This window comes from Aeromonas sp. Y293-4 (assembly GCF_027705905.1).
GTDB classification, from domain to species: domain Bacteria; phylum Pseudomonadota; class Gammaproteobacteria; order Enterobacterales; family Aeromonadaceae; genus Aeromonas; species Aeromonas veronii.
Genome location: NZ_JAPDCI010000010.1, coordinates 36522 through 48225, shown reverse-complemented (window position 1 = coordinate 48225; position 11704 = coordinate 36522). Strand labels below are relative to the sequence as shown.

Below are 11704 nucleotides of genomic sequence, written 5' to 3'. Positions count from 1 at the left end.
ATGGACTACTTGCCCATCTTTTGCCGACTCGACAACAAACCCGTGCTGCTGGTCGGCGGCGGCGAGGTGGCGGAGCGCAAGGCGCGCCTGCTGCTGGATGCCGGTGCCCAGCTCACCGTGGTCGCGCCCGAGCTCGACCCCGAGCTGGCGGAACTGGCTGCCAACGGCAGCATCGAGTGGATGGCCGGTGAATTTGCGCCGCAGCAACTGGCGGGCAAGTGGCTGGTGGTGGCCGCCACCGATCGGCGCGAGGTGAATGCGCTGGTCTACCAGAGCGCCAATCAGGCGCGGATCTTTGCCAACGTGGTGGATGACCCGAAGCGCTCCAGCTTCATCATGCCGTCGATCATCGACCGCTCGCCGCTGATGGTGGCCATCTCCTCCGGCGGTAAGGCGCCAGTGCTGGCCCGGCTGCTGCGGGAAAAACTGGAAGCCCTGCTGCCGCAACATCTGGGGACCGTGGCAACCTTCGCCGGCAGCCTGCGGGAGCGGGTCAAGGCCCGCTTCGCCACCATGGGCGAGCGGCGTCGCTTCTGGGAGCGGCTGCTCGGGGCGGATCGGCTCGGTCAGGCGCTGGCGCGGGGCGATAGCGCCTCTGCCCACCAGCTGGCCGACAACCTGTTTGCCGACGAGAGCCAGAGCACTGGCGAAGTGGTGCTGGTGGGAGCCGGCCCCGGCGATCCGGGTCTGCTCACCCTGCACGCCCTGCGCCAGATGCAGCAGGCCGACGTGGTGGTCTATGACCGGCTGGTCTCGGACGAGGTGATGGCGCTGGTGCGCCGCGACGCCAAACGCATCTTCGTCGGCAAGCAGGCGGGCAACCACTGCGTGCCGCAGGAGGGGATCAACCAGCTCTTGCTGGAGGAGGCGCAGAAGGGGCAACGGGTGGTGCGGCTGAAGGGGGGCGACCCCTTTATCTTCGGCCGTGGCGGCGAGGAGCTGGAGACGCTGGTCGGCAGCGGCATCGGCTTTCAGGTGGTGCCGGGGATCACCGCGGCCAGCGGCTGCGCCGCCTACGCCGGTATTCCGCTCACCCACCGCGACCACGCCCAGAGCGTGCGCTTCGTCACTGCTCACGGCAAGGGGGGCGCACGGGATCTCGACTGGCCGCTGCTGGCCAAAGATCGGCAGACGCTGGTGTTCTACATGGGGCTCTCATCCTGCGCCACCATCCGCGAGCAGCTGCTGGCCCACGGCAAGGCGGGCAACACCCCGGTGGCGCTGATCGAGCGCGGCACCCAACCCTGCCAGCGGGTCCTTCGCGGCACCCTCGATGAGCTGCCCGCGCTGGCGGTGGGGGTCGAGAGTCCGGCGCTGATCATGGTGGGCTCGGTGGTGACCCTGGCCGACCGGCTCGCCTGGTTTGGTGCGGCACCGCAGCGCCAGCGAGCCCTCGCCTGAGGGATCCTCGGCAACTCGCCATGAGGCCACCAGCAGGTGGCCTCACTTTTACCCCCCTCTTCTCCCATCACGGTCATAACCTGTTGTTTTAAGTCTGGTATCCTATGGGCATTGAGCCCTTGGCTACCATCTCAGGAATTCATCCCATGTCTCTTCCCATCAAGAACAGCGCCCGGCAGCGCGCGGATGACAGATCCCGCATTCTCACCCTGCTGCTACGCGATGACGCCCTCACCGACAGCCTGCTCGACCCGCAAGCGGTGCAGGATGCAGAGCAGCGCGATCAGACCAGCGAACTCACTGCGCTGGTCAACGGGTTGCCCGCCGCCGACGTCGCCGATGCGCTGGAGTCGCTGCCGCCCGATGAGCGTCATGCCCTGTGGGCGCTGGTGGAGGAGGAGAAGCGCGGCCAGATCCTGGTCGAAGCCTCCGAGACGGTGTGGGACAGCCTGATCAGCGGGATGAGCGACAAGGAGCTGCTGCACGCCCTGCGTACCCTGGATATCGACGATCAGATCTATCTGGGCCAGTACCTGCCGCGCAACCTGATGGGGCGGCTGCTCACCTATATGGCCCCCGCCGACCGGGATCGGGTGCGGGAGGTGATCCGCTACGGCAAGCACACCGTCGGCGCCATGATGGATTTCGAGATCATCACCATCCGCCCCGAGGTGAGTCTGGCCACGGTGCAGCGCTATCTGCGGCTGCGCGGCAAGATCCCCGCCAACACCGACAAGCTGTTCGTCATCGACCGGCGCAACCACCTGCTGGGGGAGCTGGCCCTCACCACAGTGCTGCTGCACAAACCCGCTACCCTGGTGAGCGACGTGATGGAGCGGGATCCGGTCACCTTCGATCCAGAGGATAACGACGAAGCGGCGGCCCGCACCTTCGAGCGGGATGACCTGCTCTCCGCCGCCGTGGTGGATGGCAAGGGCAAGCTGATGGGCCGCCTCACCGTCGAAGAGGTGGTGGATCTGGTCTATGAGGAGAGTGACACCGACCTGCGCCGGATGGGGGGTATCAGCGAGGATGAAGACGTGTTCGCCCCTGTCTCCAAGGCGGTCAAGACCCGCTGGGCCTGGCTTGCCATCAACCTCTGCACCGCCTTTGTCGCCTCGCGGGTGATCGGCTTGTTCGAGCACACCATCTCCCAGCTGGTGGCACTGGCGGCGCTGATGCCCATCGTCGCCGGGATCGGCGGCAACACCGGCAACCAGACCATCACCATGATAGTGCGGGCGCTGGCGCTGCAGCACATTCAGGCGGGCAACCTCTCCTTCCTGCTGCTGCGGGAACTCGGCGTCGCCTTTATCAACGGGCTGGTGTGGGGCGGCACCATGGGCATTGCAACATATCTGCTCTATCAGGATGCGGCGCTCGGCGCCGTGATGACGCTCGCCATGATGCTCAACCTGCTGGTGGCCGCCCTGATGGGGGTGATTATCCCCATGACCATGACCCGCCTCGGCCGCGACCCGGCGGTGGGAGCCAGCGTGATGATCACCGCCATCACCGACACCGGCGGCTTCTTTATCTTCCTCGGGCTGGCGACACTCTTCCTGCTGTAAACCGTGCGTTGAAAACAACAAGGGAGCCACTGGCTCCCTTGTTGTTTCAGGCGCGTTTGCCCACCCCTGCCGTTAGCTGCTTATCGCTTGTCAGCGGTGATCAGCAAGCCATTGGTGTCGGGGAAGCCGATGACCAGCGCCTCTTTTTTGGCATCCGTGGTAAAGGTGGTGACATAGGCGACGCGGTTATCCATCGCCCGGGCCAGAGCGGCATTCCAGAGGTTTTCGATCGGCGTGGCGGCAGCGGATTGCTTGAAGTTGCACTTGCCAAACCCGGTCATGGTCAGCTTGCTCAACCCGGCAGTGGCACTCCCCTCGCCCACCAGCGTACAACCTGCCGCCGGAAACTCGATCGCTACCGTCAGCTTGCCGCCGTTGTTGGTGGTATCCACCTTGCCCACCATGTCGCTGCTGAAGCCATCGCTGTCCGTGGCACTCCAGCTGGCCGTGGTCACCGCTTTGGTGGTCAGGGCTGTCACCGCCACATGACCGCTGAAACCGGAATAGATGGGGGAGTTGTCGGAGAACTTGGTGCCGGTGCGAGTGAAATCAAAAACCCAGCGCTTGATCTCCTTGCCCTGCAGATCGATGACCGGCTGATCTTGGAAGGTGATGAGGTTGTGGTCGTTGGTCACCGAGCTGAGCGCCGTGCTGGTACCGAGCCGCTCGCTGTTGCGGATCAACTGCACCGGGTAGATCCCGTCTTTGTCGGCTTTCTGGTCAGCCTGACCCAGCCACTGGCTGTTGGTCTCGACCTTGCCCACCTGATGATCCACCCAGACACCCCAGTACTGCACGGTTTCACCCTTCGGGTAGACCAGCGCCAGACCATCCAGATCCTTGATCATGCGCGGCGTCGCCTTGTCGCCGTCGCGGCTCATCAGATTCGCTTGGTAAAGACCCGCCTCCGGCAGAGCCAGCGGCACCCGTTTGGCGATGCTGTTGGCAGCTTTTTCGCTGTCACAGGCAGACAGGGCCGCAGCGCAGGCGATGGCCAGCAGCGCTTTGTTGTGCATTTTCATGAGGTTTTATTCCTTGCTGTCGCTTTGTAATTTTTAGATGCAATCAATCGCCGCTGAATTTAAGGGAAAGGTCATCTATCAGTCGAATGGAGATCTGTAACCAACCATTACAGCCTCGCAGGAGCGGCAGACCGCGCCGCTTGCTCCGACCGCACAGCGGTGACTACAGGGTGACTAACGGCGGAAAAGCAGCGAGGGTAGCGAACCAAAAAAACAGATGAAAATCAGAGTCATAACTCTATTAACAGGAGGGTAATTAGCCCGAATTGCCAGCCTGCTCACAATCGGATTCTTTTGCTGTCGATAGAATGCACCACGCTGGCATACCCATAACAAGAGAATCCAACAATGAAAACCACCCTCAAACTGAGCGCGGTGGCAGTTATCTTTTTGCTGTCCGGCTGTGACGACAACAACTCTCAGGCCCCCGGTGATCTCACCCTGCGGCTGATCGAAACCTCTGATATCCACTCCAACCTGCTGAGCTACGACTACTACCAGAACAAGCCGGATGCCTCGCTGGGCTTTGCCCGCACCGCTGTGCTGATCCGCAAGGCCCGCGAAGAGAACGCCAACAACTTGCTGATCGACAACGGCGACCTGATCCAGGGCACCCCGCTGGCCGACTATATCCACGACCAGCAGGTCAAACAGCAATGGCTGAGCAAGCAGACCCACCCCGCCATCAAGGCGCTCAACACCATGAGCTATGATGTCGGCAACCTGGGCAACCACGAATTCAACTTCGGTCTCGACTTCCTTTCAGAGACCCTGAAAGGGGCCAACTACCCCTACATCAACGCCAACGTCTTCCAGGCCGATGCCTTCAGTCGTGATGGCAAGGGCACCATCGACTGGAGCAAGCAGAAGTTCAAACCCTATGTGGTACTGGATCGTCAGGTGAAGGATGCCAACGGCAATACCCAGACCATCAAGGTCGGTGTGCTGGGCCTGACTCCGCCCCAGATCACCCAGTGGGACAAACGCAATCTGGAAGGCAAGGTGGTGGTGGCCGATATGGTCGAGACCGCCGAGCACTATGTACCCGAAATCCGCGCCAAGGGCGCTGACATCGTCGTGGTCGTGGCCCACACCGGCATCATTGGTGACCCGCGCGAACCCATGATGGAGAACGCCGCTCTGCCGCTGGCCAAGGTGAAAGGGGTCGATGCCCTGCTGCTGGGCCACGCCCACCGCACCTTCCCGGGCGACTACCCCAACATGACCGACGTGGACAACGAGAAAGGCACCCTGGCGGGCGTACCGACCGTGATGCCGGGCGTCTGGGGCAATCACCTCGGCATCATCGACCTGCACATGACCTGGAAAGAGGGTCGCTGGGAAGTGGCCTCCAGCCAGTCCCAGCTGCGCAAAATCGACAGCAGTGCCAGCAGCACCGAAGATCAGGCGGTGGTCGATCAGGTCATTGCCGAGCACGAGCAGGCCAACCAGTGGCTGGACGAGCCCCTCAGCAAGATCACCAAGCCGATCCACAGCTTCTTCGCGCTGGTGCAGGATGACCCCTCCATCCAGATCGTCAGCGACGCCCAGCTGTGGCACGCCAAGAAACTGCAACAGGATGGTCAGCTCAAGGAGAAATGGCCCATCCTCTCCGCCGCCGCGCCATTCCGTGGCGGTCGCAACGGCCCGACCGACTTCACCTATGTACCGGCTGGCGATATCTCCCTGCGCAACGTGGCCGACCTCTATGTCTACCCCAACACCCTGCAGGTGGTCGCCATCAATGGCGCGACCGTACAGGAGTGGCTGGAGAAGAGCGCCGTCCAGTTCAACAAGATCGATGCCGCCAGTACCGCGACCCAGTGGCTGGTCAACGAGAAGTACCGCACCTACAACTTCGACGTGATCGACGGGGTGAACTATCAGGTCGATGTGACCAAACCTGCCCGTTACGATGTGGATGGCAACAAGGTGAGCGACAGCTACCGCATCACCAAACTCACCTATCAGGGCAAGGCGATCGACCCGACCCAGATGTTCTACGTGGTGACCAACAACTACCGCGCCAGCGGTGGTGGCAACTTCCCGGGCATCAACGCCAAGGTGATCGTCCATGAAGATCAGTTCGAAACCCGCGAAGTGCTCTCCGAATACCTCAAGGATCTGGCAGAGAAGAATCCGGCCGGTTTCGAGCCCCCGGCAGACAACAACTGGCAGATGGCCCCCCTGCCCGCCAATCTGGATCTGCGCATCTACAGCTCGCCACGCAGCGAGGCGCAAGCCCTGACCGGTGGCAAGCTGAACTATGTAGAGACCCTGCCGCCCACCGATGCCAAACACCCCGGCTTTGGTGTCTACAAGCTGGTGCTAGCACCCTGAACCTCAGAGTTCATCCGGCAATAACTTCTGCAACCCCCTCCTGATACGAGGGGGTTTTTGATGGTGCAGGCAGAGGGTCAGCTCTTGTACGCCAACCACGACCTGCAGCAGATCGCGCAGCCCGTTTATCCCTTCATGCCATCGCCTCCCTCTATCACACCATCCAGATCCCGGCTGACCTGCCCCATCCCGCCCATAAATAAACAGGCCCACCGAAGTGGGCCTGCAGTTATCTGGGGGGTCGGGAATATCGCGCCAAAGGACGCTACTCCCGCTCCTTCACATAAGGTGTGCCAAGTGCCTTCGGCGCCACCGCACGGCCGATAAAGCCGGCCAGCAGGAACACGGTCAGGATGTAGGGCAGTGCCTCGATGGCCTGCACCGGAATGGCGAAGCCACCGATGCTGACCCCTTGCAGACGGATGGCGACCGCATCGAGGAAGCCGAACAGCAGGCAAGCAGCCATGGCATTCCAGGGGCGCCATTTGCCGAACACCAGCGCCGCCAGCGCCATAAAGCCCTTGCCCGCACTCATGTTGGGGATGAACTGGGCCGTCTGGGCCACCGCCAGATAGGTGCCACCGATACCGGCCAGCAGGCCGCCGATGAGGAGCGCGGTGTAGCGCATCCGCACCACAGAGATACCGGCGGTATCGACCGCTGCGGGCGCCTCGCCCACCGCCCGCAGACGCAGACCGAAGCGGGTACGGAACATCACCCACCAGGCCAGCGGCACACAGGCAAATGCCACGTACTCCAGCAGGGAGTGGCCGCTCAGCAGCTCGCTGTAGAGCTGGCCGATCACCGGCACATCCCACAGCTCCTTGGCATAGGGCAGATCGATGGGAGCGAAACGGGCATCACCGGAGAGTGCCGGAGTCTGGCCACCCTGATCGAACCAGTAACGACCCAGCGTCACGGTCAGACCGGCCGCCAGAATGTTGATGGCCATGCCACTCACCACCTGATCACCGCGGTGGGTGATAGTGGCAAAGCCGTGCATCAGGGCGAACAGGATGGAGACACCTACCCCGGCACCCAAACCTATCCAGGCAGAACCGGAGACCGCCGCAGCCGCACCACTGGCGAACGCCGCTGCCAGCAGTTTGCCTTCCAGCGCGATATTGACCACCCCGGAGCGCTCGCAAAACATGCCCGCCATGGCGGCCAGAATGAGCGGCGGCGCGGTACGAATGGTCGCATCCAGCATCAGGATCAGAATTTCAAACATGATCAGACTCCTTTAGCTTGCGCGGCTGAGCGGTTGGCAAACGCTAGATAGAGCTGCTCGATGCGCGGACGCATCATGTGCTCAAGGGCGCCACAGAACAGGATCACCAGACCCTGCAACACCACCACGATGTTGCGGTCGACACCGAACTCGAAGCTGAGCTCGGCGCCCCCCTGATAGAGGAAACCGAACAGCAGGCTGGCGATGATGACGCCGACCGGATGGTTGCGCCCCATCAGCGCCACCGCGATACCGGTGAAGCCGAACCCTTCCACGAAGTTGAGCTTGATCTGGTGCAGTTCACCCTGCAGCACGTTGAGGGCGAAGAAGCCCGACAGCATGCCGGAGATGACCATGGCCAGGATCACCACCTTGGGATAGGAGATACCGGCGTAGGCAGAGGCACTCTGGCTGGCGCCGACCGAGCGGATCTCGTAACCCCAGCGGGTGTGCCAGATAAAGACCCACACCAGCGCCGCACAGATCAGCGCCCAGAAGAAGCTGATATTGAGCGGGCTGTTGGGGATCTCCATCCCGAACAGGCTAGCCAGCCCGCTCATCTTGGGCAGCCAGCTTGCCTCGGCAAACACCTTGCTCTCGGTCGCCATCGAGCCGGGCGGCTTGAACACCTCCACCAGCAGATAGGCCATCAGGGAGGCGGCGATGAAGTTGAACATGATGGTGGTGATCACGATATGGCTGCCGCGCTTGGCTTGCAGCCAGGCCGGAATAAAGGCCCAGGCCGCACCGAACAGACCACCGGCAATGATGGAGAGCGGCAACAGCAGGGCAAACGGCAGCACATCGCCGAGCATCAGACAGACCAGACCGACACCGAGACCACCGATATAGGCCTGACCTTCACCACCGATATTGAACAGACCGGCGTGGAAGGCGACCGCCACCGACAGACCGGTAAAGATAAAGCCGGTTGCGTAGTAGAGGGTGAAGCCGACCCCTTCACCTGTACCGAACGCGCCGTACCACATGATCTTGGCGGCATCGACCGGGTTGATGTCGAGGTAGTAGAACAAAATGGCCGACACCAGGAAGGCCAGCAGGATGTTGACCGCAGACAAGACGCCTACGGAGACCCAGGCAGGAATACGTACTTGGCTCATCAGTGGGCCTCCTTGGCAACTTCGTCCGGCACTATGTTCGCCATCATCAGACCAATGGTGCGCTCATCCGCCTTGGCACCATCCAGCTCGCCGACGATGCGACCGTCGGCAATGACCAGAATGCGATCTGCGAGGCTCATGATCTCGTCCAGCTCCACCGAGACCAGCAGCACCGCCTTGCCCTTGTCGCGCATGGCGATGATCTGTTGGTGGATATATTCGATGGCACCGATGTCGACCCCGCGGGTCGGCTGGCCGATCAACAGCACATCCGGGTCCTGCTCCACTTCACGGGCGATCACCAGCTTCTGCTGGTTGCCACCGGAGAAGTTGGCGGTCTTGTGATCGGGATGGGGCGGGCGCACGTCCCACTTCTCCATCTTGGCCTGACAATCCTGCTGGATCGCCTCCTTGTTCTGCAGCCACCCCTTGTTGTATTGCGGGCGGCGGTGATAACCGAGAATAAAGGCCTCTTTCGCCTCGAAGCGGTTGATCAACCCCATCTTGTGGCGATCTTCCGGCACATGGCCGAGGCCGTAGTTGCGCACCAGCTCGGGATCGGCCGGGTGCTCAGCGCTCACCTTGTGCACGCCGCTGCGGCTGCTGATGGTAAAGCTGCCCTTGCTCGGCTTGAGAATGCCGCCAAGCAGACTGAGCAGTTCGGACTGGCCGTTGCCGGAGACCCCGGCGATGCCGACCACTTCACCGGCCCGCACCTCGAAGCTGACCGATTTGACCCGCTCCACCTTGCTGGCGTCGACGTAGCTGAGCCCTTCGATCTTCAGCTTGGCGTCACCGGGCTGGGTTGGCCCCTTGTCGACCTTGAGGCGCACCTTGCGGCCCACCATCAGTTCGGCCAGCTGCTCCTTGTCGGTATCCTTGGTGGCGACGTGTGCCACCATCTCGCCACGGCGCATGATGGAGACCTGATCGGTAATGGCCAGGATCTCCCGCAGCTTGTGGGTGATAAGGATGATGGTTGCCCCCTGATCCCGCAGCTTTTTCAGCACCTCGAACAGGTGATCCGCCTCTTGCGGGGTCAGTACCCCGGTCGGCTCGTCGAGGATCAGGATGCGGGCGCCGCGATAGAGCGCCTTGAGAATTTCAACCCGCTGTTGCAAGCCAACCGGCAGGTCTTCGACCTTTTCGTGCAGCGGCACGTCGAGGCCATAATCCCGCGCCAGTTCGCCCAGCAGCTTTTCGGCTGACGCCACGCTCTGCTGAAGGTGCCAGCCGTTCTCAGCGCCGAGGATGACGTTTTCCAATACGGTGAAGTTATTGACCAGCATGAAGTGCTGGTGAACCATGCCCACGCCTGCGGCAATCGCATCTTGTGAGCCATGGGGTTTGAAAGGATTCCCGTCGATCAGCATCTCGCCTTTGTCGGCATGGTAGAAACCATAAATGATGCTCATCAGGGTGGACTTACCGGCGCCATTTTCGCCGACAATGCCGTGGATACTGCCTTTGCGAACCTTAAGGTCGATCAGCTTGTTGGCGTACACTTCGCCGAACCGCTTATCGATACCTCTTAATTCGATGGCATAGCGATCTGTCTGGTCCATGATGCAGCCCTGCGTTTCATGAAATAAGACTAAAAACCGGCCCGTGCGGGCCGGTGGTGCGTTGAGAGTCGTAGCAGCTATCTAATTAGTATTTGCAGGTGTTATCGCTCATGTAGTCATGAACCTTGACCTTGCCAGCGATGATTTCGGCCTTGATGGCATCCACCTTGGCTTTCATTTCCGGGGTGATCAGCTTCTCGTTGTCCTTGTCGAGTGCCCAATCCACACCGCCTTCAGCCAGACCCAGGTTCTTGATACCCGGCTTCCACTCGCCTTTGGCAGCGTCATCCCAGGTCTGGTAAGCGGCCAGACCCACAGACTTGACCATGGAGGTCAGCATGGTGCCCGGTTGCAGGTGGTTCTGGTTGGAGTCCACACCGATAGCGAACTTGCCGCTGTCCTTCGCTGCCTGATAGACACCGATACCGGTACCGCCAGCTGCGGCGTAAACCACATCAGCACCTTTGGCGAACTGGGACTTGGCCAGCTCGGCACCTTTGGCCGGGTCAGCAAACGCGGCCGGGGTAGAGCCCGCCATGTTCTGGAACACTTCGATCTTCGGATTGACGAACTTGGCACCCTGCTCGTAACCGCACTGGAATTTGCGGATCAGCGGGATATCCATGCCACCCACGAAGCCGACCTTGCCGCTCTTGGAAGCGATGGCAGCCAGCGCGCCCACCAGGAAGGAACCTTCATGCTCCTTGAAGATGACGGACTGGACGTTCGGCTTGTCGACCACCATGTCGATGATGGTGAACTGGGTTTTCGGGAATTCGGTCGCAACCTTCTCTACCGCAGAACCCATGTTGAAACCGACCGCCACGATCGGGCCGTTGCCACGGCTGGCCAGACGACGCAGACCCTGCTCACGCTGGGCTTCGTTCTGGGGTTCAAACTCTTTGACCTTGACGCCCTTGTCCTTGTTGTAGAGCTCGACGCCGTTACGGAACACGGCTTCGTTGAATGATTTGTCATACTTGCCCGCGGTGTCATAAATGACGGCTGGCTCGGAAGCAGCCTGAGCAGAGAGAGCAGCGAGAGTGAGGGAGGCCACGGTGGCCAGCTTGAGCACTTTAGTCACGATCGTATCCTTGATTGTTATTAAGTGAGGGAACTTGCTTGCCTGTCAGAGCAGGCTATCTAGCACGCAGGCTTACTCTAAGTCAGCCCCGATGCGGGTCAAGCAAATGATAAGGGAAAAACGTTTGCGTTAACGGTTTGAATTCTAAGCAAATAACCTTATAAGCAGTTGTTTTTTAGCTACTTTTCAGTTTTTTATGCTAACAACCAGAAGACCCAAACGACATTTCTCTTATTGTTCAGCAAGTTACTGTAAACCGTTTTCCCCTCTTATTCATCCAGCCCCCCGGCAAGCCCGTGATCCGGCTCGCAAAATCCCCACAAACCGCGCGAGCAAGGATTGGCTACAGCTGGAAACGACCAACACTCA

Annotated in this window: 8 protein-coding genes; 3 read left to right on the top strand and 5 right to left on the bottom strand. The window is 61.0% G+C overall.

All coding sequences use genetic code 11. The features are described 5' to 3' along the window. Positions 1 to 1401 (top strand): siroheme synthase CysG, encoded by a 1401-nt coding sequence (gene cysG / locus OKC31_RS12590; RefSeq protein ID WP_247823668.1) that lies wholly within the window; start codon positions 1 to 3, stop codon positions 1399 to 1401. 146 nt (positions 1402 to 1547) lie between these two features. Then, positions 1548 to 2972 (top strand): magnesium transporter, encoded by a 1425-nt coding sequence (mgtE, locus tag OKC31_RS12585; RefSeq protein ID WP_111900427.1) that lies wholly within the window; start codon positions 1548 to 1550, stop codon positions 2970 to 2972. 80 nt (positions 2973 to 3052) lie between these two features. Here mgtE and OKC31_RS12580 read toward each other — a convergent pair whose 3' ends face one another. Next, positions 3053 to 3994, bottom strand: coding sequence for a hypothetical protein (locus tag OKC31_RS12580; protein ID WP_069529778.1), 942 nt, complete (start codon positions 3992 to 3994; stop codon positions 3053 to 3055). A gap of 348 nt (positions 3995 to 4342) precedes the next feature. On the opposite strand from OKC31_RS12580, the gene OKC31_RS12575 reads away from it, so the two are divergent. Beyond that, positions 4343 to 6334, top strand: a complete 1992-nt coding sequence (locus OKC31_RS12575; RefSeq protein WP_247823669.1) for a bifunctional 2',3'-cyclic-nucleotide 2'-phosphodiesterase/3'-nucleotidase — start codon at positions 4343 to 4345, stop codon at positions 6332 to 6334. A gap of 265 nt (positions 6335 to 6599) precedes the next feature. Here OKC31_RS12575 and OKC31_RS12570 read toward each other — a convergent pair whose 3' ends face one another. The 4 genes from OKC31_RS12570 to OKC31_RS12555 all read right to left on the bottom strand — a co-directional run bounded on the left by OKC31_RS12570 (position 6600) and on the right by OKC31_RS12555 (position 11335). Beyond that, the gene (locus tag OKC31_RS12570; protein WP_021230728.1) at positions 6600 to 7565 is read right to left on the bottom strand and encodes an ABC transporter permease; all 966 of its coding nucleotides are present in this window, start codon (positions 7563 to 7565) and stop codon (positions 6600 to 6602) included. A 2-nt stretch (positions 7566 to 7567) separates the two neighbouring features. Next, entirely contained in the window at positions 7568 to 8686 is a 1119-nt protein-coding gene (locus OKC31_RS12565; protein ID WP_005340798.1) for an ABC transporter permease, read from the bottom strand. Then, on the bottom strand, positions 8686 to 10251 hold the full coding sequence (locus OKC31_RS12560; protein ID WP_270657059.1) for an ABC transporter ATP-binding protein: 1566 nt from the start codon (positions 10249 to 10251) through the stop codon (positions 8686 to 8688). Before OKC31_RS12560 ends, OKC31_RS12565 begins: the two co-directional genes overlap by 1 nt. 85 nt (positions 10252 to 10336) lie before the next feature. Further along, complete coding sequence (locus tag OKC31_RS12555) at positions 10337 to 11335, bottom strand: BMP family lipoprotein (protein WP_005340803.1); 999 nt, start codon at positions 11333 to 11335, stop codon at positions 10337 to 10339. Positions 11336 to 11704: the final 369 nt, after the last annotated feature.

Coding starts and splice junctions, on each gene's coding strand:
- cysG (WP_247823668.1), top strand. CDS start 1: ATGGACTACTTGCCCATCTTTTGCCGACTCGACAACAAACCCGTGCTG.
- mgtE (WP_111900427.1), top strand. CDS start 1,548: ATGTCTCTTCCCATCAAGAACAGCGCCCGGCAGCGCGCGGATGACAGA.
- OKC31_RS12580 (WP_069529778.1), bottom strand. CDS start 3,994: ATGAAAATGCACAACAAAGCGCTGCTGGCCATCGCCTGCGCTGCGGCC.
- OKC31_RS12575 (WP_247823669.1), top strand. CDS start 4,343: ATGAAAACCACCCTCAAACTGAGCGCGGTGGCAGTTATCTTTTTGCTG.
- OKC31_RS12570 (WP_021230728.1), bottom strand. CDS start 7,565: ATGTTTGAAATTCTGATCCTGATGCTGGATGCGACCATTCGTACCGCG.
- OKC31_RS12565 (WP_005340798.1), bottom strand. CDS start 8,686: ATGAGCCAAGTACGTATTCCTGCCTGGGTCTCCGTAGGCGTCTTGTCT.
- OKC31_RS12560 (WP_270657059.1), bottom strand. CDS start 10,251: ATGGACCAGACAGATCGCTATGCCATCGAATTAAGAGGTATCGATAAG.